This is a genomic window from Klebsiella sp. 2-CIP_Kleb. (genome assembly GCF_050378715.1).
GTDB lineage: Bacteria > Pseudomonadota > Gammaproteobacteria > Enterobacterales > Enterobacteriaceae > Klebsiella > Klebsiella quasipneumoniae.
Genome location: NZ_JBNRLG010000003.1, coordinates 277,536 through 298,427, shown reverse-complemented (window position 1 = coordinate 298,427; position 20,892 = coordinate 277,536). Strand labels below are relative to the sequence as shown.

Sequence of the window (20,892 nt, the reverse complement as noted above, 5' to 3'; positions counted from 1 at the left end):
CTTAAATCACGCCACCAGCAAGGAGACGAAGGCTAAAAAGGCAAAACCAAACCCGGCCCAGGTGACGCGGGAGGTGGCACAAAAACGCAGACGCGCCATGCTGTTCTCGAACAGCGCGATGATCAGCACGCCCACCACCAGCTTGACGACGGCCACCACCAGCGCCAGCAGCAGGCCGCCGACGCTGAAGCTGGTCATCTGGCCCCACGGGAAAAAGACCCCGACAAACATCTGCAGCACCACCAGCTGTTTGAGGCTGATGCCCCACTTCAGGATGCCAAAGCCGCTACCGCTGTACTCGGAAAGCGGCCCTTCCTGCAGCTCCTGCTCCGCTTCCGCCAGATCGAACGGCAGTTTGCCCATCTCGATAAAGGTGGCGAAGGCGCAGGCGCACAGCGCCAGAATCAAGGGAATGCTGCGCGCTGCCGGCCAGTGATAAAGGGTATCGGTAATGGTGCTGATGTGCGTCGAGCCGGCGACCTGCGCGGCGACCCACAGGCCCAGCAGCAGGATCGGCTCCACCAGCACGCCGAGCATCGCTTCGCGGCTGCTGCCCAGCGCGGTAAATGGGCTGCCGGTGTCCAGACCGGAAATCGCGAAGAAGAAACGGGCGATGGCGAACAGGTAGATCAGGGTGATGAGATCCCCAAGCACCGGCAGCGGAGAGTCCACCGTCACCACCGGCAAGGCGGTGGCGATGGTCAGCATCACGCCCACCATGACGTACGGCGTCAGGCGGAACACCCAGCCCGAGGCGTCGGGACCAACGCTCTGGCGGCCCAGCAGTTTCAGGATATCCCGATACTCCTGCAGCACGCCCGGACCGCGGCGGTTATGCAGCCGCGCGCGGGCGACGCGAACGATCCCGGATAACAGCGGCGCGACGGCAAACAGCGCCAGCGCCTGTAGCAATGCAATTAACAAACTCATTCTCAGGCTCCTCGCGAAATGACAATCACCACCAGCACCGCCAGCTCAACCAGCGCCATTCCGCGCAGCAGCGCCGGCGCCGAGGCCGATTGCCAGCCCGGCACCAGACGCACCGGATTCAGCCAGTGACGCAGCTTCAGCAGCGGCGCAAAGGCCTCTTTCACCGGCATGGCGAAACCGTGGGCAGTGACCACCATCGACTGTTCGTGATCGTAGCCGCAGACCCAGGCCGCGCCGCGCGAGCGCGCCGCCAGGCGATCGCCTTTAAAGAAGATCATCAGCAAGAACGGCAGCAGCGGGCAGGCGATAAGCAGCAGCGCGATCATCGGCTGCGACACCACGCTCGACACCTGGGCCTGCAGCGGGAAGGCGCCGCTCACCAGCGGCAGCAGCCACGGCGCGGCGATGCCGCCAACGAGGCAGAAGACCGCCGCCATGACCACGCTCAGGGTCATCAGCCAGGGGGCGCAGGTGGCGTTTTCCGCTTCTTTGCTCCGCGGCGCGCCGAGGAAGGTGACGCCATAGACTTTGGCCATACACATCACCGCCAGCGCGCCGGTGATCGCCAGACCGACCGCCAGCAGCGGCCCCAGCAGACGGCCAATAAACAGGTCGCTGGTGCTCATTTTGAAGAAGGACTGGTAGATAACCCACTCGCCGGCGAAGCCGTTCAGCGGTGGCAGGGCCGCCATCGCCATCAGCCCCACCAGCATGGAGAGGGAGATCAGCGGCATTTTTTTACCGATGCCGCCCAGCTTCTCGATATCGCGATGGCCGGTGCGGAACCACACCGCCCCGGCGCCGAGGAACAGCGTAGTTTTGAACAGGCTGTGGTTAATCAGGTGATACATGCCGCCGATGAAACCCAGCACCATCAGCGTGCTGTTGCGGGTGGCCACGCCGGTGACGAAGGCGCCCAGCCCCAGCAGGATAATGCCGATGTTCTCCAGGGTGTGATAGGCCAGCAGGCGCTGAATGTTATGTTCCATCAACGCATACAGCCCGCCGATAAAGGCGGTGATCATCCCCAGCACCAGCAGCATCACGCCCCACCACAGCGGCGGCACGCCGCCGGCCAGCGAAACGGTTAACATGCCGTACAGACCGACCTTCATGACCACAGTGGAAAACAGCGCGGCGGCCGGCGCGCTGGCCCCGGCGTGCGCCTGCGGCGCCCAGCCGTGCAGCGGGATAGCCCCCGCCAGCAGGGCGAACCCCGCCAGCCCCGGCAGCCACAGCAGCGGGCTCTGCATCATATCCACCGCCTGAAGATTGATCTGCGCCAGCTCGAGGGTGCCGTAGGTCGACCACACCAGCCAGCAGGTCCAGGCCATCAGCAACGTGCCGAGACGACCCAGGGCAAACCACAGCTTGCCGGAGGCGGCGCAGCCCGTGAGAAACGCCGCGCAGAGCGCCATGATCTCCGCCATCACCACCAGCGAGCCGATATTGGTCACCACCACCGCACAGGTGGCGGCGGCCAGCAGCAGGTTGACCAGCAGGCCGTTGGCCTTCACCTGCGGGTGGCGATGCCAGCTAATGTTAAACAGCGACACCGGCAGCGCCGACAGGCCAATGGCCAGCAGCCACAGGGCGTTCACGCCGCCCACCCGCATCGTCAGATGGAGAAACTGCAGCATGCCGCCGTGGATCCGATCCGGCATCAACAGCGCGGCGCCGCCGGCAACCACCAGCATGGCGCTGGCCACCGCGCCGCCGATCCCGGCAATGGCGCCGCTGAGCGGTTTACGCATGGCAAACACAAAGGCCAGCACGGCGCTGGCGGCGTACCATGTCACCGCCTGATTGACTAATCCAATTACACTCATTCCCTCTCCCCCTGTTGCGCCTGGAACAGCGACAAGTCGCCAAGGTCGGTATTAAAGGTCAGCTGGCGTTTACGCTTGCTGGCCAGGGCGATATCACGGCTATCCACCAGCATCAGCGCTTTGGTCGGGCAGGTCCGCACGCAGGCCGGGCCCTGGTCATCGAAGTGGCAGAGGTCGCATTTCACGGCAATGGCGCGCACCCCAGGCACCCAGTCGAGCAGCGAGCTAACGCGGGCCGGCGCCGGCGGCGCGGGGGGCGCCAGTCGGGTATTGGCATTGGCCGGAATATCCAGCGGACGGCTGCCGGAAAATTCGATCGCGCCAAACGGGCAGGCGATGCCGCACAGTTTGCAGCTTACGCACAGGCTCTCGTTGAGCTGGACAGCGCCATCGACGCGCTGGATGGCGTTAACCGGACAGACAGCGGCGCAGGGGGCGTCTTCGCAGTGGTGGCACATCTGCGGTGCCGATTCTTTTTCATTACGCATCACCTGCAGCCGCGGCATCGCCTGCAGGCCATGCTGGCGATGCGTTTCAGAGCAGGCGGCTTCGCAGGTGCGGCAGCCGATACAGACAGTGGAGTCAGCAATTACAAAACGGTTCACCGGGTCATCCTCGGGTGAAAGTCACTTTTGACGAAATCAGGTTGCGCAGGTGTCATTTTCGACACATGTCGACACCTTGCGATCAGTGGGTCAGGGCCAGATGGCTTAAGTCCACCGGTTGGTCTTGCTCCATGGCGTCGTACAGACGGTCATAGACGGTGGCGATAATCGCCAGATAGTGCTCCAGCACCTGATCGCGGGAGCGGTTGCTGATCCGCCCGTCCACCGTGCCATCCGCGGCGAGCGTGGCCTGAGCAATCAGATACTTATCACCGCCGCCTTTGTTTTCGACGTAGTATTCGATGGTGTGGCTGTTGAAGCCTTCCGCCAGGGCGACGAACACCTGAAAATGGCCGAACAGCACGAAGCACAGCTCTTTGTCCGGCGCGCAGCTCATCGCGTGATGCAGGCGGGCTTTCGACAGGGTGATCCCCTGAACCAGCGAGTTACAGTAGATATGCCACTGCTCCTGCTGCTGCCGGTGACGGTCGGCGATGTAATCCGCCTTTTCACTTATTTCCCAAATAGTCATATCGGTTTCTCCGTAGCATGAGATGCACCGTTTAAGCATTTTCCGTGCCACATTTTATTTATTTGATTTAATTATGTTTTTATATTTATCTCCTGCCGACGCGACATGTCGATGACAGCCCCGGCGCGTCGTCATCGACATTTCCCACCGCCATGAGTCTGTTCTGGCATCGTTATTGCATAAAAGGCGCATCGCGATACGGAGGCGACTATGCACGAAATCACCCTCAGCCAGCGGGCGCTGGAAATTATTGAACAACAGGCGCAGCAGGCCGGCGCGCGACGGGTGACCGGCGTGTGGCTTAAGGTCGGGGCATTTTCCTGCGTCGAAGCCAGCGCCCTGACCTTCTGCTTTGAGCTGGTCTGCCGCGGCACGCTGGCGGAGGGGTGTGAACTGCATATCGCCGAACAACAGGCTGAATGCTGGTGCGAACGCTGTCAGCAGTACGTCCATCTTGTCTCGCAGCACGTCCGCCGCTGCCCGCACTGCAATAACGACCAGCTACAGATCGTGGCGGATGACGGCTTACAGATTCAGCGTTTAGAATTGGAGTAAATTATGTGTACGACATGCGGCTGTGGCGAAGGCAACCTCTATATTGAAGGAGACGAACGAAACCCGCATTCCGCGTTCCGCAGCGCCCCCTTCGCGCCCGCCCCACGCCAGACGATGACCATCACCGGCGTCAAAACTGACCACTTCGCCCCCACCCGCACGACAGAGGGCGATCTGCATTACGGCCATGGCGAAGCGGGGACTCACGCCCCGGGCCAGAGCCAGCGGCGGATGCTGGAAGTGGAAATCGACGTGCTGGATAAAAACAACCGCCTGGCGGCGCGCAACCGCGCGCGCTTCGCCGCTAAAAGTCAGCTGGTGCTGAATCTGGTTTCCAGCCCCGGCTCCGGCAAAACCACCCTGCTCACCGAAACCCTCACCCGGCTGAAAGGGCGTGCCGACTGCGCGGTGATCGAAGGGGACCAGCAAACGGTCAATGACGCCGCCCGCATTCGCGCCACCGGCACTCCGGCGATCCAGGTCAACACCGGGAAAGGCTGCCATCTCGACGCCCAGATGATCGCCGACGCCGCCCCGCGCCTGCCGCTGGCTGACCACGGCATTCTGTTTATTGAAAACGTCGGCAACCTGGTCTGCCCGGCGAGCTTTGATCTCGGCGAACGCCATAAGGTGGCGGTGCTGTCGGTCACCGAAGGCGAAGACAAGCCGCTGAAGTATCCGCATATGTTCGCCGCCGCCAGCCTGATGCTGCTCAACAAAGTCGACCTGCTGCCGTATCTCAACTTTGACGTGGATAAATGCCTGGCCTGCGCCCGCGAGGTCAATCCGCATATTGAAATTATCCTCCTCTCCGCCACCAGCGGCGAAGGCATGGACCAGTGGCTCACCTGGCTGGAGACGCAACGATGTGCATAGGCATTCCGGGACAAATTTGCGCCATCGACGGCGTGCTGGCGAAGGTGGAAGTCTGTGGCATTCAGCGCGACGTTGACCTGACGCTGGTGGGCGCCGTTGACGACCAGGGTCAGCCGCGTCTCGGCCAGTGGGTGCTGGTGCACGTCGGGTTCGCCATGAGCGTGATTAATGAAGACGAAGCGCGCGATACTCTCGAGGCGCTGCAAAATATGTTTGACGTGGAGCCGGACGTCGGCGCCCTGCTGTACGGCGAGGAGCGATAATGCGTTACGTTGACGAATACCGCGCCCCCGAGCAGGTCATGCAGCTGGTGGCCCATCTTCAGCAGCGTGCCCATCTGCTGCCGCACACCGCGCAGCGTCCGCTGCGCATTATGGAGGTCTGCGGCGGCCATACTCATGCCATTTTTAAATTCGGGCTCGACCAGCTGTTGCCGGAGAATATTGAATTTATTCATGGGCCCGGCTGCCCGGTATGCGTCCTGCCGATGGGGCGCATCGACGCCTGCATTGAGATTGCCAGCCGCCCGGGGGTGATCTTCTGTACCTTCGGCGACGCCATGCGCGTGCCGGGCAAAAACGGCTCACTGCTGCAGGCGAAAGCCAGCGGCGCCGATGTTCGCATCGTTTACTCGCCGATGGACGCCCTGCGGCTGGCGCAGCAAAACCCGCAGCGTGAGGTGGTCTTTTTCGGTCTTGGTTTCGAAACCACCATGCCCGCCACCGCCCTCACCCTGCGTCAGGCGCGGGAGCGCAACGTCGAAAACTTCTTCTTTTTCTGTCAGCACATCACCCTGCTGCCGACCCTGCGCAGTCTGCTGGATCAGCCGGACAACGGTATCGACGCCTTTCTCGCCCCCGGCCACGTCAGTATGGTGATCGGCACCGAAGCCTACGGCTTTATCGCCAGCAACTATCATCGCCCGTTAGTGGTCGCCGGTTTCGAACCGCTTGATCTACTGCAAAGCGCGGTGATGCTGGTTGAGCAGACAATAGCGCAGCGTAGCGAAGTGGAAAATCAGTACCGTCGCGTGGTGCCGGATGCCGGCAACCCGCTGGCGCAGGCGGCGATGGCCGACGTGTTTTGCCTTGATGGCGACAGCGAATGGCGCGGTCTGGGGGTCATCAGCGACTCCGGCGTGCGCCTCACGCCGGCCTATCAGCGCTTCGATGCCGAGGCCCATTTCCGCCCGGCGCCGCAGCGCGTGTGCGACGACCCGCGCGCCCGCTGCGGCGAGGTGTTGACCGGTCGCTGTAAACCGCACCAGTGCCCGCTCTTCGCCAGCACCTGCAATCCGCAAAGCGCCTTTGGCGCGCTGATGGTCTCCTCGGAAGGGGCCTGCGCCGCCTGGTATCAATATCGCAGTCAGGAATATGAAGCATGAAAAGCGTCCAGTTAGCCCACGGTAGCGGCGGTCAGGCAATGCAGCAGCTGATCGGCGACCTGTTTATGCAGGCTTTCGCCAACCCCTGGCTGGCGGAGCAGGAGGATCAGGCGCGCCTCGATCTGGCGGCGCTTGCCGCTCAGGGGGATCGCCTCGCCTTCTCCACCGACAGCTATGTGATTGACCCGCTGTTCTTTCCCGGCGGCAATATCGGCAAGCTGGCCGTCTGCGGTACCGCCAACGACGTGGCGGTCAGCGGCGCCATCCCGCGCTATCTCTCCTGCGGGTTTATTCTCGAAGAGGGGCTGGAGATCACTACCCTGGAAGCGGTGGTCGCCAGCATGGCCGATACCGCTCGGGCGGCAGGGATCGCCATCGTCACCGGCGATACCAAAGTGGTGCCGCGCGGCGCGGCGGATAAGCTGTTTATCAACACCGCCGGCATCGGCGCCATCCCGGCGGACGTTCGCTGGGGGACGCAGCAGATCAGCGCCGGCGATGTGCTGCTGGTCAGCGGCACGCTGGGGGATCATGGCGCCACCATCCTTAATCTGCGTGAGCAGATGGGGCTCGACGGCGCGCTGTCCAGCGACTGCGCGGTGCTGACGCCGCTGATCCAAACCCTGCGGCCGCTGCGCGGCGTAAAAGCCCTGCGCGACGCCACCCGCGGCGGCGTCAACGCCGTCGCCCATGAGTTCGCCGTCGCCAGCGGCTGCGGCATAGAACTGCACGAGGCGAAGCTGCCGGTCAACGACACCGTGCGCGGGGTCTGCGAGCTGCTCGGACTGGACGCCCTGAACTTCGCCAATGAAGGCAAGCTGGTGATCGCCGTCGCCCGCGAAGAAGCGGAAAATGTGCTGACGCATCTACGGTCTCACGCCCTGGGATGCGAGGCGGCGATAATCGGCGAGGTGGTCGCCCGCCCGGGCGTGCGTTCCGTCGGGCTGTACGGCGTGAAGCGGACGCTCGATCTTCCCCACGCCGAGCCGCTGCCGAGAATTTGTTAACGACGGCGTCGGGGCCCGGATAGCGGCTGGCGCCTTATCCGGCTACAAAACTGCGCGCACTTGTAGCCCGGCTAAGCGCAGCGTAAGCCGGGAAAAGCCAGCATGAGTATCCCGCCCAAACCAGCGGGCGCCCACGGATGGGTTAACGGCGGTCACAACCGCCTTATTAACATACTATTATTTGTACCATCATTTTCTTATGCGCCGCGTTGCCGGCGCGTTTTGGATGTAAGCCATGTCGTATACACCGATGAGCGATCTCGGCCAGCAGGGTCTGTTTGATATCACCCGGCTTTTATTACAGCAGCCCGATCTGGCTGCGCTGAGCGAAACCCTGACCCGCCTGGTGCAACAGTCCGCGCTGGCCGACGAAGCGGCCATTATCCTGTGGAACGCAGGCAACCACCGCGCGGCCAGATACGCCTGCGATGAGGCAGGCCAGCCGGTGAGCTACGAAGATGAAACCGTGCTCGCCCACGGTCCGGTGCGCCGCTTACTCTCCCGGCCGGATGCCCTGCATTGCGATCATGAGACCTTTGCCGACACCTGGCCGCAGCTTATCCGTAGCGGGATCTATCGCCCGTTCGGGTACTACTCGCTGCTGCCGCTGGCGGCCGACGGGCGGATCTTCGGCGGTTGCGAATTTCTGCGTCGTGACAACCGGCCATGGAGCGAGAAAGAGTTCCAGCGGCTGCATACCTTTGCGCAGATCGTCGCCGTGGTCACCGAGCAGATTCAGAACCGGGTCAGCAACAACGTCGATTACGATCTGCTGTGCCACGAGCGCGACAACTTTCGCATCCTGGTGGCGATCACCAACGCGGTCCTCTCGCGTCTGGATATCGACGAGCTGGTCAGCGAGGTGGCGAAAGAGATCCATCGCTACTTCCGGATCGATGCCATCAGCGTAGTGCTGCGCAGCAACCGCAAAGGGAAGCTCAACATCTATTCCACCCACTATCTTGACGCCAGCCATCCGGTTCACGACCAGAGCGAGGTGGATGAAGCCGGCACCCTCACCGAGCGGGTGTTCAAAAGCAAAGAGATGCTGCTGCTTAACCTGCACGAGCATGACACTCTCGCGCCGTACGAGAAAATGCTCTTCGAGATGTGGGGCAACAAGATCCAGACCCTGTGCCTGCTGCCGCTGATGTCCGGCAACACCCTGCTCGGCGTGCTGAAGCTGGCGCAGTGCGACGAACAGGTGTTTACCACCACCAATCTCAAGCTGCTGCGGCAGATCGCCGAGCGGGTGTCGATCGCTATCGATAACGCCCTCGCCTACCGCGAAATTCAGCGCCTGAAAGAGCGACTGGTGGATGAGAACCTCGCCCTCACCGAGCAGCTCAACAATGTCGAGAGCGAATTCGGGGAGATCATCGGCCGCAGCGAGGCGATGAACAATGTGCTCAAGCAGGTCGAGATGGTGGCCCACAGCGACAGCACCGTGCTGATCCTCGGCGAAACCGGCACCGGTAAAGAGCTTATCGCCCGCGCCATTCATAACCTCAGCGGACGAAACAGTCGGCGGATGGTGAAGATGAACTGCGCCGCGATGCCCGCCGGGCTGCTGGAGAGCGATCTGTTCGGCCACGAACGCGGCGCGTTCACCGGGGCCAGCGCCCAGCGTATCGGCCGCTTCGAACTGGCGGACAAAAGCTCCCTGTTCCTTGATGAAGTGGGCGATATGCCGCTGGAGCTGCAGCCCAAGCTGCTGCGCGTCCTCCAGGAGCAGGAGTTCGAACGCCTGGGGAGCAACAAGCTGATCCAGACCGACGTCCGACTGATCGCCGCCACCAACCGCGATCTCAAGCAAATGGTTATCGACAGGGAATTCCGCAGCGATCTCTACTACCGGCTCAACGTGTTCCCGATCCACCTGCCGCCGCTGCGCGAGCGTCCCGACGACATCCCGCTGCTGGTGAAGGCGTTTACCTTCAAAATCGCCCGCCGCATGGGACGCAATATCGACAGCATCCCGGCGGAAACCCTGCGCACCCTGACGCGCATGGAGTGGCCGGGCAACGTGCGCGAACTGGAAAACGTCATCGAACGGGCGGTCCTGCTGACCCGCGGCAACGTGCTGCAGCTCTCCCTGCCGGAGCGGGATATCGTCGAGCCTCCGCGGTCGCCAGAGGTCCTGCCTGAGGAAGGCGAAGATGAATATCAACTGATCGTCCGGGTGCTGAAGGAGAGCAACGGCGTGGTGGCCGGGCCGAAGGGCGCTGCCCAGCGGCTGGGGCTGAAGCGCACCACGCTCCTGTCGCGCATGAAGCGGCTGGGCATTAATAAAGACGAACTGGTGTAGCCTCGCACGCTCCCTCTTTGCGCGCCGGCAGGAGGGAGCGCTGGCGCAGCGCGCTATTTGTCGCGGGTAAAACCGTTGCTGGTCGCCAGTTCGGCAAACCACAGCGCATTGCGTTTTATCTGTCGCTCGCCAGTCTCCAGATCCAGTCGCCAGAAGCCGTAGCGCCGTTTGAAGGCATTGATCCACGACCAGTTGTCGATAAACGTCCACTGATGCACGCCAAAGCAGTTCGCGCCGTCGGCAATAGCGCGGTGCAGCTGCACCAGATGCTCTTCCATCAGTTGAATGCGGAAAGTATCGTCTATGACCCCGTCCGCCGCGGGCTCTCCCTCTGATTGTCGATCCATCGCGATACCGATTTCCGCGAGATACCATTTAATATTGCCGTAGTTTTCACGAATATTGGCGGCAATGTCGTAAATAGCCTGCGGCAGGATCTCGTTGTTATCACGATAGGGGTTAAAGCGGCCCTGAGGGTTCACCGCGTTTTCGAAATAGTATTCCGGGGTGAAATATTCGAGGTTATATTCGCTCTCACGCGCTTTTACCCGCCGCGGCACGTAATAGTTCACCCCAAGAAAATCGATCTCCGCGCTGAGGATCAACGCCACGTCGTCTTTGCTGGTCGTCGGCAGGCAGTCGTGGGCGGCGAGGATCTCGCACAGCGCTTTAGGGAATTCATGTTTTACCAGCGGGTCAAGGAAGCTGCGGTTAAAAAACAGGTCGGCATACCAGGCGGCCTTTTTATCCGCGTCGCTGTCGGTGAGCGTATAGCTCGGAGTCAGGTTGAGCACCACGCCGATCTCGCCCGCCAGCGCCAGTTCACGATAAGCCGTTACCGCTTTGGCATGCGCCAGCATAATGTTAAACGCCACCTGCGCCGCCAGCCGGCCATCTTTCTTACACGGATAGTGGAAGTCGTACAGGTAGCCTCCCTCAACCGGTACAATCGGCTCGTTGAAGGTTATCCAGTATTTAACCTTATGGCCAAACAGGTTAAAGGCGGTGCGGGCAAAGCGGGCGAACAGCTCTGCTACGTGCGCCGATTCAAAGCCACCGTACTGTTTCTGCAGCACCTCAGGCATATCAAAATGGTAGAGATTGATCATCGGCTCAATGCCGTTGGCGATCATCTCATCAAGATAGGCGTGATAAAAACGCACCGCGTCCGGGTCCGGCGAGCCGGTTTCAAAATCCGCGATCAGTCGTGACCACTGAATCGAGGTTCGAAACGAGTTGAAGCCGGTCTGTTTCATCAGCGCCACGTCCTGCGGATACTGATGATAAGTATCACACACGGTTTGCGGCCCTACCTGTTGATAAAATCGCTCCGGCTGCTCAGCAAACCAGCTGTCCCAGATGGAACGATGGCGTTTATTGGTGACCCCTTCCGTTTGCGGGCCGGACGCCGCCGCCCCCCACAGAAACCCTTGCGGAAACTGATACTGCTGCATAACCTCTCCTTTCGAAAAAAGGCTGCGCCCGTCTGGCGCAGCCTGAGCGTACTACTCCGCGACCACTTCGATCGATTTAATAAACATATAGCCCCAGTCGCCGGCGAAGCGGCCGAAGTCAACCTGATTGCTCCCCGCTTTCAGCGTTACGGGTATCCGCAGCTGCTGGCCCTGCTCATCCGTCTGCGGGAAGGCCACGGCCTGCGGAGCGCCCCCGTTGACGACAAAGGAGTTCTGCTTGCCGCCCCATTTGCCGTTGAAGGTTACGTTGAGCTGGAACTGACCGCTCCACGGCGCCTGCACCTGCCAGCTGATCTTATCCCCCTCGCTGGCAAATGGGCCGAGAAAACCGTCCTCGCCAACTGCCAGCGCGTCTTTATCACTCTTCATTACCGTCAGGCGCCCCTCAGCCACGCCATAGACTTTGCCGTGATAACGACAGAAATCCGCCGGCGCCTTCCCCGTCGCCTCGCCCACCGTCACGGTCACGGTTTTGCTGCTTTTCAGCAGCCCATCGTCGGCAGTGAACGTCAGCGCATAGGTGCCTGGCGCCGTGAACCAGGCCCGGGTTTGCGGCCGATCGGCATGGCAGAAACGTACCTGTCCGTCGCCGGCGTGCTGCCAGCCCACTTTCACCTCTCGCGACGGCAGGCCATCGTCCTGCCAGTTGGCCGTAAGCTCGACGCCCTGGTCCTGAGTGGTAGTTAAGGCGGGTTCCAGCGTGATAGCCGGCGGCTGATTCACCTCACTATGCTTCACGCTAATCACATTGGAAGGGGCAGAACGACCGCTCTCGTTTTTCGCCGTCACCCGGTAGTAGTACGTCCGCCCGAGCTGAAGCTGACGATAATCGTCGCGGAACAGAACCATGGTTTCCGGGTTCCATTCGTTAACGCCATCGGATATATCCCGGCCCACCACCGTCCACGGCCCGGTCGGCGAGCCAGCGCGTTCGACATCGTAGCTACGTCCTACCGCGGCACCCATCCAGTTGATCGCGAAGGGCGAGGTGGTCTCGCGCAGCAGAGGCGCGTCCGGCTTCGGCAGCGGCGCCATCCTCTGCTGTCCGGCCATCTGCGCTGCGGCGGTGCGCACCAGATCGACCACCGCCTGCTCCTGGTTCGCTTCGCCTTCTTTTGCAAACCCCGGCAGGTGGTAGCTGTAGTGTCCGGTCGACTCCTTATGCCAGTAGAAGCCGCCGTCGTGACGATGGCCGCGGAAGCCCCAGATAAGCCCCCCGGCGGCTTGCGCCCCGTTGACCTCGCTGTGAACAATCGACTGCATAATGGCGTTCAGCTGATCCGCCGGCAGCAAGCCAAACTCGCCGACGAGATAGACTTTTTGCCCGCCGACGGCGCGTAGATCCTGCGTCACCTGCCCGGGATGGTTATTATCGGCGTTGGTGTAATAGTGATTGCTGACGATATCCACATTGGGGTCAGTCAACGCAAAAGAATTGATTTTCTTATAGGTGCCATCCATCACCAGCTGGTTGGGAGCCCACTTTTTAATCCACGCCGCGGTCTGCTGCAGAAAATCGGCATTGGTATCCTCCAGCTCGTTACCGGTCTCCCAGGCCATGATCGCCTTCTCATCAAAGTAGGCGCGGCCGGTGACGGTATTTGTCCGGGTGATGACCTGACGGATCACATCCAGATAGGCTTTGAAGGTCTTGCTATCGGTACGATAAAAGTCTTCCGCTTTTTCGTGGTAGAACGCCGCCAGCTGCTCGCGCCCGCCCCACCACCACCAGTGGTCGATAAAGGGCAGGATCAGACGCAATCCCTGTTTATCCGCTTCGGCAATCATGTTGTCATACACCCGCATGGCTTTCTCATTCAGCCGCGGCATGCCGTCCGCCGTTTCCGGCGCGAGAATATGGGTCTCGCGGCCGCAGGCCTTGTCAAACTCCTGCTGCACCGACAGCACGTAGACGCGTTGGGCTTTCGCCCCCGTTTGCACCATCGCCTGGATCCAGTTTTGCTGCTCCTGGGCCGTCGGCCATTTAAAGTATTGCCCCCAGCCGCGCGGGTCTGCCCTGCAGGGGCCGCGGACGTCGTCTTCAATGCGGTGCAGCTCCGGCGCGTGGATCCCGGCGAAGCGAAACACCTTATCGCCATCCTTGAGAGCGGCGCCGTCGCGAGTGATAAAGTGTTCAAAATGCGAGCGCTCGGCGGCCAACGCCCCGCCGGCCCCCAGCGCGGACAGCAGCCCCATTAGCAGCAGGTTTTTCATCGGCTTCATCGCTGTCTCTCCTTAGAACCAGACTTCGGCCTGTACGCCGAAGTTAACGGTGTCGGTTGAGCCACTGCGGGAATAACCGCCGGCGGTGATGGTATTGGTATCCCAGTTGTAGTTGCCGTCCAGCGCATCGGAGACACCTTTGTCCCACTTCGCGTAGGTGACGAAGAAACGCAGCTGCGGGCGCGCCCAGAAGCCGGAGTCAAAGGTCAGCGTTGGCGCAACGGTGACTTTGGTCAGGCCGCCTTTGCCTTTGCCGTTAACCCCTTTGTAGTTTTTGTCATCCAGGTATTCGTAGCCCAGCTCGTACTGCATGGCAAAGTTGCGGGTGATCTGATGATAGGGGCGGATACCGGCGACCCACATCGAGCGTCCCCAGCCATTGTCATCTTCCGTCCACCAGCGGTAGTTTTTATCCTTCTGCCAGAAGGCGAAGGTGGAGATTTCCAGATCGCCCATCGAGGCCACGCTATCCAGCACCACCCGCCAGGACTGGGTGTTTTCCAGATTGGCCCAGCCCCAGCCGTTTTTACCCAGCGAATCGCCCGCCGCCAGCCCTTTGCCGTACTGCAATGCGAGGCGGGAGTACCCCCCGGTGAGGCCATAAAAACCGTCAAAGTTATAAATACCGGTCACGCCATAGCCCTTTTCGGCGGAAGTCGGATGTTTTTCGTTACGGTTCATGTGGTGGCCGATCAGCTCCAGATCGAAGCCTGTCCCGGCGATCTTTTTCAGCCACAGGTTGAGGGAGTAATCATCCGGGTAGCCCTGATCTCCCTTATCCACCGGGTAGGCTTTGGTTTCATCGGTGGGCGAAAAGGCGTAGACCCCGGCGTCGAAGCGGGCGAAGCCCAGATCCATGTTATCGAAGCCGCCGCCGGTGCCATTGTATTGAATGTACTCCCAGTCAAACTGATGGCTGGAAGTGTTGGAGCTGCTGTAGCGCTTACCGGCCCAGAAAGTCATTTCCGGCGCAAAATCCAGATTGCTCAGCTCGGCGAACCCTTCACGAAACTGCACATCATGGCCATCGTCATCCTGACAGTTCCAGTCGGAGGTGCATTTCGACTGGTGAGTGAGGTTGGCCTGCACTTTCGCCACCACGCCGCTGTCCGCCGTCAGCGTTACGGTGGGGATCAGTTCGATCTTGGTGTCTTCTTCGTTGCCCAGTCGCCACTTGCCGTCCGGCATCAGGCCGACGGAGTCCGCGCGGTTGCCATCAGAATTGGCAAGGATCCCGGAGCGAATATAGCCATGCAGCGCAAAATCATACTTCGGATCGGCGCAGGCCAGGCTGCTGGTCCCGGCCAGCGAGAGGAGAGCCAGAGGTATTGAGTGTTTCAGCTTTATCATTATTTTTTTCCCACGTTATGTTTGTTAACACGAACCGATAACGGAGGGGAAATTTACGGATCAAAAATGGAAATGTACATCCACTAATGGAAATCGCTTTCCATAATTGCCTATCTGGTTCACAAAATTCGCTCTGCGACGAATATATTCGTGAGACTGATCACATAAAATAACAAGAATACCGCCGGAAGCCGGCAGCAGAGCGGAAGAAAGAGAAAGTGAACAGGTGCCGTCGGGGGATAAGCCGCCGACGGCGAGGGGATCAGCGCTCGGTTTCCGCGAGCTGGCGTTCGTAAACTTTGAAGAAGGGGCGATAAAGCATCCAGGCGTTAAACATCGCGAACAGGCTCATGCACAAATTTTTCCAGCTGCCGTTCGCCGACCATGCCGCCCCCAGCGGAGAAGGCATCGACCAGGGTAGCATCGCCACCGCGCGATCGAGGATGCCCAGCTGAGTCAAATACCATGCAATACAGGCATTTATCAGCGGAACAAAGAGAAACGGCAGTAAAAAAACCGGGTTCATGATCACCGGAAAACCAAACAGTATCGGCTCGTTGATATTAAACAGCGACGGCAGCAGGCCAATTTTGGCCACGCTTTTCAGCTGCCGTGAGCGGCTGCGCATCGCCATTAATACCAGCGGCAGAGTGGAGCCGATACCGCCGATCAGCAGGTAAAAATCCCAGAATCCCTGCAGATAAATATGCGGCAGCGTTGGCGAACCCGCTGCCAAAGCCTGCTGATTTTCAAACAGATAGGTCATCCAGAAGGGGTTCATAATCCCGGTGATAATCAGCGCGCCGTGGATACCGATAAACCAGAGTAAGTTACAGATTAACAAAGAGATAAGTACCGCCATCAACGTGTCGGACGCCAGCACCAGCGGTCGCACCGCTTCGCTGATTAGCTCCGGTACGATGCGCCCGGTCGTCTGCAGCAATATGGCATTCATCACGCTTATCGACAGCATCACCACCAGCAGCGGGATCAGCAGTTGAAAGCCATTGCGAGTCATCAGCGGCACTTCATCAGGCAGGCGGATACACCAGCCTTTTTTGTAGAAAAAACGAATTATCTCAATGGAATAGGTACTGGATATCAGGGCGGTAAATATCCCCATGCCGCCGAGATAAACGTTGCTCACCGCAGTCTCGCGAAAGCCAATAAACAGCAGAAAAGCCAGACACCCGGTTAAACCACAGAGCCGTTCCGGCAGACGGTACTGCTTGGCGAGACTGGCGCTGGCGCCGAAAGCGACAATCAGCGCCACCAGGCCAATGGTTAGCTGAAAGGTCGGCAGCAGGATAGGCCGCAGCAGCAAATAGACCTGGCCGAAACGCGAGGCGCCGTCGATGGAAACGGGCGGAAACAAAATGGGAACCAACAGGCTGCCAACAATCACAAATGGCATCGCCAGCGCAAAGCTATCGCGCATCGCCGTAATGTGGTTGTTGCGCGTCAGAACATTCGCCAACGGCGCCAGCCGCTGCTCGATGATGTCCACGGCCACATTCATTAACTGAATGTTCATACTCCTACCTTTGCGAATGATTGTCTCGCCGGGATGATCGCCCACAACACCGGAAAGTGAAAGCCTGCCATAGGTGATCATGGTCACAATAAATAAATCCATAAATGGAAATCGCTTTCCGTAATGCATCCATTTTGACTATAGTCCGCACATCCAACCTCATCAGGAGCGGTACTTATGAAAAAAATTATGTTGTGTTGTTCGGCAGGCATGTCCACCAGCCTGCTGATGAAAAAAATGATTGCGGAAGCCGAACAGCGGGGCCTGCCGGTAGAGATCAACGCCTATGGCGTAGCGGAGTTCGCCGAACAGGTTGGCCATTATCAGGTGGTGCTGCTGGGGCCGCAGGTGAAATACATGCAGCAGGATTTGCAAAAGCAGGCGGATAAATACGGTATCCGCGTCGAACCCATCAATATGATGGACTACGGCATGCAAAAAGGCGCCGCAGTCCTTGATTTCGCCCTTTCCCTCATCGAAAACAAGAACTAAGGAAAGATCATGAGCTCTCTGTACGCTAAATTGATCGATGTGATCGAACGGCAGATCACGCCTATGGCGGGGGCGATCGGCCAGCAAAAATACGTTACCTCCATCCGCGACGGTTTTATTACCGCCCTGCCCTTTATGATCGTCGGCTCGTTTTTGCTGGTGTTTATCTTCCCGCCGTTTTCTCCGGATACGACGTGGGGCTTTGCCCGCGCCTGGCTGCAATTTTCGCTCGATCATCGCGAGGCGCTGATGCTGCCGTTCAACTTCAGCATGGGGGTGATGACCCTGTTTATCGCCGTCGGGATCGCCGCCAGCCTCGCCAAGCACCATCACCTGGACTCATTGACCGCCGGGATGCTGTCGCTGATGTCGTTTCTGCTGGTCGCCGCGCCGCTGAAAGATGGCCAGATCTCTACTGCCTACTTCTCCGGCCAGGGGATCTTTACCGCCATTCTGGTGGCTATCTATTCCACCGAGCTGTACGCCTTCCTCAAGCGACATAACATCACCATTCGCCTGCCGCCGGAAGTGCCTGCCGGGGTAGCGCGCTCGTTCGAGATCCTGATCCCGGTGCTGGCGATCATCCTGACGCTACATCCGCTGAACCTGTTTATCGAGGCCCAGCTGGGGATGATCATTCCGGAAGCGATCATGTCGCTGGTGAAACCGCTGGTCGCAGCTTCCGATACGCTGCCGGCGATCCTGCTGTCAGTGCTGGTCTGTCAGGTACTGTGGTTCGCCGGGATCCACGGCGCGCTGATCGTCACCGGGATCATGAACCCGTTCTGGATGGCCAACCTGTCGGTCAATCAGGCGGCGATGGCCGCTGGCACCGCTATCCCGCACATCTATGTCCAGGGCTTCTGGGATCACTATCTGCTGATCGGCGGCGTCGGCTCAACCCTGCCGCTGGCGCTGATGCTGCTGCGCAGCAAGGCCGTGCATCTGCGGACGATTGGCCGGATGGGCGTGGTGCCGGGCGTATTTAACATCAACGAACCGATTCTGTTCGGCGCGCCGATCATCATGAACCCGCTGTTCTTCCTGCCGTTCGTGCTGGTGCCGATGGTCAACGCGACCCTGGCGTACTTTGCGCTGAAGCTGGACCTGGTCAGCCGCGTAGTGTCGATGACGCCGTGGACGACGCCGGCCCCTATCGGCGCCTCGTGGGCGGCGAACTGGAGCTTTAGCCCGGTGATCCTGTGCCTTATTTGTATGGCCACCGCCATGGTGATGTACCTGCCATTTCTCAAAGCTTACGAAAAACAGCTGCTGGCCCAGGAGCGTGAAAACGCCGTCGACCAGGCTGATAACGCGGCGCAAACCGCTTAACGCTAACGATTCAGAGGATAATCATGGAATTAGAAGAACAGGTGATGGGGATCATCATCAACGCCGGCCAGTCCCGTAGCCTGTGTTACGAAGCGCTGCACGCCGCTAAAGCGGGTGATTTCGCCACCGCCGACGCCAAAATGCAGGAAGCGACGCACTATTCCCGCGAAGCTCACCTTGTGCAGACCCAGCTTATCGAAGCTGACGAAGGCGAGGGAAAAACCAAAATGACGCTGGTGATGGTCCATGCTCAGGATCACCTGATGACCTCCATTCTGGCGAAAGAGCTGATTGCCGAACTGATTGCGATTTACCGCGCGCAACCGCTTCACGCCTAGCGCCTTGCCCGGCCAGACGTGCTGGCCGGGTCTGATTCCCCGAGGTCACTATGTTACATCTTGGAATAGATATTGGCGGCACCAAAATGGAGGCCGTACTGCTGGATCCCGCAGGCGAATGCGTCCAGCGCCTGCGTCGGCCAACCCACAAAGAGAGCTATGACGCCTTTATGCGTCAACTGCTGACCCTGATTGCCGATATGCGCGCGGTCAGCCCGCAGCCGTTCACTCTGGGGATCGGCCTGCCCGGGGCTATCGATCCGCAAAGCGGACGCATTAAAAACTGCAACTGCCTGGTGCTCAACGGCCACGATCTGCGCCGGGATATCATGCAGCAGCTTGGCCAACCGGTGTGGATGGCAAACGATGCCGACTGCTTCACCCTTTCCGAGGCGGTCGATGGCGCCGGCGCCGGCGCCACCACCGTCTTCGGGGTGATTATCGGTACCGGCTGCGGCGGCGGGATCGCCGTTCATCAACAGCTGCTCAGCGGCCCCAACGCTATCGCCGGAGAGTGGGGACATAATCCGCTGCCGGGCTATACTCCTGAGCGCGATGGCCCGCCGCAGCCCTGCTACTGCGGCAAAACGAACTGCATCGAAAGCTTTGTTTCCGGCACCGGCTTCGCCCGCCGCTACGGGGAACAAGCGCGTGCGGAAGCCATTGTCGCCGCAGCGCAAAACGGCGATCCGCACGCGCTGGCCCACTGGCGTCATTTTATCGACGCCTTTGCCCGCAGCCTGGCGTCAGTGATCAACATTCTCGACCCGCAGGTGATTGTGCTGGGCGGCGGTTTGTCCAACGTCAGCCAGATCTATCGCGATCTGCCTGCCGCCATCGTGCCGTGGATCTTCTCCGACAGCTGCCGCACGCAGATCAAACCGGCCCGCTTCGGCGACGCCAGCGGCGTGCGCGGCGCGGCCTGGCTGCCCCGGTTGCCCGGCGCCGCGGACGGGCCTCGGTAGACACTTTTTTCAGCAGGTATGTTAAGCTAGGCGAAAATGTCCAGACAGAAAAAGCCATGCCAACGATTGATGATGTTTCAAGATTAGCGAATGTCTCAAGAGCGACGGTTTCCCGCGTGCTGACCGGCACCCGGGGCGTGCGCGAAGAGAGCCGGGAAGCTGTGCTGCGGGCCGTTGAAGAACTCAACTATCGCCCGAGCTTTGCCGCGCAAAACCTCGCCAGTCAGACATCCAGCCACGTTGGCCTGGTGATTTCCGCGCAGGACGAGAGCCACGGCGCGCGTCTGTTGCCGCTCCTCTCGCAGGCGCTGAAAGGGCTGAATAAAAGCCTGCTGGTCCAGTACGTCAGCGACCCGGTAGAGCAGGCGGCGGCGATCGACGATCTGCAGCGCCAGTGCGTGGCGGTGGTGGTGCTGGGCGCCGTTGCCGCCGACGCGCCGCGCAACGTTATCGCCTTTGACCGCTTCGGCGTCGCTGGAAGCAACAGCCAGGGCTATGACTTCGCCTTCGCCACCGAAAGCGCCTGCCGCTATGTGATTGGCAAGGGACACCGCAACATCGCCCTGCTGGTGGACAGCGATAGCGACGATGCCAGCCGCCAGATGCTGGAAGGCTACCGCAACGTCCTGCAGAACTACTCCATTCCTTTTAACCGCCAGCTGGTGCTGACGGCCAACGATGATGTCGAGCAGGCGCTGCTGACCTTAATTAACAGCTTCAGTAAATACTCAGTCATTATCGTTAAACGCGACCGCTACGCGGCTGAAGCAATGCGCCTGCTGCGCGAATTCACCATCGCCGTCCCGCAGGAGGTCTCCCTGCTGAGCCTTGAGGATTCCCCCCTCGCCTCGCTGCTCTATCCGCCGCTGACCTGCATCTCATGGCCACTGGAGGCGCTGCTGGATAACTGTATTCAGCGTATTCGCAGCCTGATAGACGACCGGCCAACGTTCACCGCCGAGGGCCGCTCGCTGGCCGGCCGCCTGATCCCGCGCCAGTCGGTCGCCGATATCTCTTGATCTCCGCCCGGTTCGCGCCGGGCCAACCTTGCCTCCCCTTTCTCGCGCTTTCGTTTCCCGGCTCATTATTACCCCCGCACGCAAATAAGAATTATTTTCATTTATAAATAGCTTGTGCTATATAACATAGCAATTGCT

The 20,892-nt window shown here is 60.1% G+C and carries 19 protein-coding genes; 11 read left to right on the top strand and 8 right to left on the bottom strand.

Annotated elements, in window-relative coordinates; all coding sequences use genetic code 11:
- Positions 1–6: 6 nt before the first annotated feature.
- The 4 genes from ACQUTP_RS14370 to hycA form a co-directional block, all read right to left on the bottom strand.
- Positions 7–930, bottom strand: a complete 924-nt coding sequence (locus tag ACQUTP_RS14370; RefSeq protein WP_004205648.1) for a respiratory chain complex I subunit 1 family protein — start codon at positions 928–930, stop codon at positions 7–9.
- A gap of 2 nt (positions 931–932) precedes the next feature.
- Positions 933–2,759 carry a formate hydrogenlyase subunit 3 gene (gene hycC / locus ACQUTP_RS14365; RefSeq protein WP_285756373.1) on the bottom strand — a complete coding sequence of 609 codons (1,827 nt, stop codon included), beginning with the start codon at positions 2,757–2,759 and terminating at the stop codon, positions 933–935.
- Positions 2,756–3,364 (bottom strand): 4Fe-4S dicluster domain-containing protein, encoded by a 609-nt coding sequence (locus ACQUTP_RS14360; protein ID WP_004205646.1) that lies wholly within the window; start codon positions 3,362–3,364, stop codon positions 2,756–2,758. Before ACQUTP_RS14360 ends, hycC begins: the two co-directional genes overlap by 4 nt.
- An 82-nt stretch (positions 3,365–3,446) precedes the next feature.
- Positions 3,447–3,896, bottom strand: coding sequence for a formate hydrogenlyase regulator HycA (hycA, locus tag ACQUTP_RS14355; RefSeq protein WP_004205645.1), 450 nt, complete (start codon positions 3,894–3,896; stop codon positions 3,447–3,449).
- Positions 3,897–4,106: 210 nt separating this feature from the next.
- On the opposite strand from hycA, the gene hypA reads away from it, so the two are divergent.
- From hypA to flhA, 6 genes are all read left to right on the top strand, one after another.
- A complete protein-coding gene (gene hypA / locus ACQUTP_RS14350; protein WP_004205644.1) occupies positions 4,107–4,451 on the top strand; it encodes a hydrogenase maturation nickel metallochaperone HypA in 345 nt (114 codons plus the stop codon).
- A 3-nt stretch (positions 4,452–4,454) separates the two neighbouring features.
- Positions 4,455–5,327: a hydrogenase nickel incorporation protein HypB gene (gene hypB, locus ACQUTP_RS14345; protein ID WP_065878711.1), complete on the top strand. Its 873-nt coding sequence runs from the start codon at positions 4,455–4,457 to the stop codon at positions 5,325–5,327.
- Positions 5,318–5,590 carry a HypC/HybG/HupF family hydrogenase formation chaperone gene (locus tag ACQUTP_RS14340; RefSeq protein ID WP_043520714.1) on the top strand — a complete coding sequence of 91 codons (273 nt, stop codon included), beginning with the start codon at positions 5,318–5,320 and terminating at the stop codon, positions 5,588–5,590. The genes hypB and ACQUTP_RS14340 overlap by 10 nt, the downstream gene beginning before the upstream one ends.
- Positions 5,590–6,711: a hydrogenase formation protein HypD gene (hypD, locus tag ACQUTP_RS14335; protein WP_285756370.1), complete on the top strand. Its 1,122-nt coding sequence runs from the start codon at positions 5,590–5,592 to the stop codon at positions 6,709–6,711. Before ACQUTP_RS14340 ends, hypD begins: the two co-directional genes overlap by 1 nt.
- Positions 6,708–7,718 carry a hydrogenase expression/formation protein HypE gene (hypE, locus tag ACQUTP_RS14330; protein WP_004205640.1) on the top strand — a complete coding sequence of 337 codons (1,011 nt, stop codon included), beginning with the start codon at positions 6,708–6,710 and terminating at the stop codon, positions 7,716–7,718. The genes hypD and hypE overlap by 4 nt, the downstream gene beginning before the upstream one ends.
- Positions 7,719–7,953: 235 nt before the next feature.
- Positions 7,954–10,026 (top strand): formate hydrogenlyase transcriptional activator FlhA, encoded by a 2,073-nt coding sequence (gene flhA, locus ACQUTP_RS14325; RefSeq protein ID WP_004205639.1) that lies wholly within the window; start codon positions 7,954–7,956, stop codon positions 10,024–10,026.
- 53 nt (positions 10,027–10,079) lie between these two features.
- Here the strand turns inward: flhA and ACQUTP_RS14320 are convergent, their stop codons facing one another.
- The 4 genes from ACQUTP_RS14320 to ACQUTP_RS14305 form a co-directional block, all read right to left on the bottom strand.
- Positions 10,080–11,480 carry a glycoside hydrolase family 1 protein gene (locus ACQUTP_RS14320; protein ID WP_285756368.1) on the bottom strand — a complete coding sequence of 467 codons (1,401 nt, stop codon included), beginning with the start codon at positions 11,478–11,480 and terminating at the stop codon, positions 10,080–10,082.
- Between the two features lie 51 nt (positions 11,481–11,531).
- On the bottom strand, positions 11,532–13,724 hold the full coding sequence (locus tag ACQUTP_RS14315) for a CBM35 domain-containing protein (RefSeq protein ID WP_428902400.1): 2,193 nt from the start codon (positions 13,722–13,724) through the stop codon (positions 11,532–11,534).
- A 12-nt stretch (positions 13,725–13,736) separates the two neighbouring features.
- Entirely contained in the window at positions 13,737–15,074 is a 1,338-nt protein-coding gene (locus tag ACQUTP_RS14310; protein ID WP_004205637.1) for a maltoporin, read from the bottom strand.
- Positions 15,075–15,336: 262 nt separating this feature from the next.
- On the bottom strand, positions 15,337–16,608 hold the full coding sequence (locus ACQUTP_RS14305; RefSeq protein WP_004205636.1) for a PTS sugar transporter subunit IIC: 1,272 nt from the start codon (positions 16,606–16,608) through the stop codon (positions 15,337–15,339).
- Positions 16,609–16,785: 177 nt separating this feature from the next.
- Between ACQUTP_RS14305 and ACQUTP_RS14300 the strand changes: the two genes are divergently transcribed.
- Genes ACQUTP_RS14300 through ACQUTP_RS14280 form a run of 5 tightly spaced genes read left to right on the top strand, consistent with a single transcriptional unit; the run spans position 16,786 to position 20,754 of the window.
- The gene (locus tag ACQUTP_RS14300) at positions 16,786–17,100 is read left to right on the top strand and encodes a PTS sugar transporter subunit IIB (protein WP_002914979.1); all 315 of its coding nucleotides are present in this window, start codon (positions 16,786–16,788) and stop codon (positions 17,098–17,100) included.
- A gap of 9 nt (positions 17,101–17,109) precedes the next feature.
- Complete coding sequence (locus ACQUTP_RS14295; RefSeq protein WP_004205635.1) at positions 17,110–18,432, top strand: PTS sugar transporter subunit IIC; 1,323 nt, start codon at positions 17,110–17,112, stop codon at positions 18,430–18,432.
- 23 nt (positions 18,433–18,455) lie between these two features.
- Complete coding sequence (locus ACQUTP_RS14290; RefSeq protein WP_048325500.1) at positions 18,456–18,770, top strand: PTS lactose/cellobiose transporter subunit IIA; 315 nt, start codon at positions 18,456–18,458, stop codon at positions 18,768–18,770.
- A 50-nt stretch (positions 18,771–18,820) separates the two neighbouring features.
- Positions 18,821–19,735: an ROK family protein gene (locus ACQUTP_RS14285; RefSeq protein ID WP_004205634.1), complete on the top strand. Its 915-nt coding sequence runs from the start codon at positions 18,821–18,823 to the stop codon at positions 19,733–19,735.
- Positions 19,736–19,791: 56 nt separating this feature from the next.
- A complete protein-coding gene (locus ACQUTP_RS14280; protein WP_004205633.1) occupies positions 19,792–20,754 on the top strand; it encodes a LacI family DNA-binding transcriptional regulator in 963 nt (320 codons plus the stop codon).
- Positions 20,755–20,892: the final 138 nt, after the last annotated feature.

Bases quoted from the DNA above. Each gene is read 5' to 3' on its own strand.
- ACQUTP_RS14320 (WP_285756368.1), bottom strand. From the start codon at position 11,480: ATGCAGCAGTATCAGTTTCCGCAAGGGTTTCTGTGGGGGGCGGCGGCG.
- hypB (WP_065878711.1), top strand. From the start codon at position 4,455: ATGTGTACGACATGCGGCTGTGGCGAAGGCAACCTCTATATTGAAGGA.
- ACQUTP_RS14305 (WP_004205636.1), bottom strand. From the start codon at position 16,608: ATGAACATTCAGTTAATGAATGTGGCCGTGGACATCATCGAGCAGCGG.
- ACQUTP_RS14300 (WP_002914979.1), top strand. From the start codon at position 16,786: ATGAAAAAAATTATGTTGTGTTGTTCGGCAGGCATGTCCACCAGCCTG.
- hypA (WP_004205644.1), top strand. From the start codon at position 4,107: ATGCACGAAATCACCCTCAGCCAGCGGGCGCTGGAAATTATTGAACAA.
- ACQUTP_RS14370 (WP_004205648.1), bottom strand. From the start codon at position 930: ATGAGTTTGTTAATTGCATTGCTACAGGCGCTGGCGCTGTTTGCCGTC.
- ACQUTP_RS14280 (WP_004205633.1), top strand. From the start codon at position 19,792: ATGCCAACGATTGATGATGTTTCAAGATTAGCGAATGTCTCAAGAGCG.
- ACQUTP_RS14340 (WP_043520714.1), top strand. From the start codon at position 5,318: ATGTGCATAGGCATTCCGGGACAAATTTGCGCCATCGACGGCGTGCTG.
- ACQUTP_RS14310 (WP_004205637.1), bottom strand. From the start codon at position 15,074: ATGATAAAGCTGAAACACTCAATACCTCTGGCTCTCCTCTCGCTGGCC.
- ACQUTP_RS14285 (WP_004205634.1), top strand. From the start codon at position 18,821: ATGTTACATCTTGGAATAGATATTGGCGGCACCAAAATGGAGGCCGTA.
- hypD (WP_285756370.1), top strand. From the start codon at position 5,590: ATGCGTTACGTTGACGAATACCGCGCCCCCGAGCAGGTCATGCAGCTG.
- ACQUTP_RS14315 (WP_428902400.1), bottom strand. From the start codon at position 13,724: ATGAAGCCGATGAAAAACCTGCTGCTAATGGGGCTGCTGTCCGCGCTG.
- hycA (WP_004205645.1), bottom strand. From the start codon at position 3,896: ATGACTATTTGGGAAATAAGTGAAAAGGCGGATTACATCGCCGACCGT.
- hycC (WP_285756373.1), bottom strand. From the start codon at position 2,759: ATGAGTGTAATTGGATTAGTCAATCAGGCGGTGACATGGTACGCCGCC.
- ACQUTP_RS14295 (WP_004205635.1), top strand. From the start codon at position 17,110: ATGAGCTCTCTGTACGCTAAATTGATCGATGTGATCGAACGGCAGATC.
- hypE (WP_004205640.1), top strand. From the start codon at position 6,708: ATGAAAAGCGTCCAGTTAGCCCACGGTAGCGGCGGTCAGGCAATGCAG.
- ACQUTP_RS14290 (WP_048325500.1), top strand. From the start codon at position 18,456: ATGGAATTAGAAGAACAGGTGATGGGGATCATCATCAACGCCGGCCAG.
- flhA (WP_004205639.1), top strand. From the start codon at position 7,954: ATGTCGTATACACCGATGAGCGATCTCGGCCAGCAGGGTCTGTTTGAT.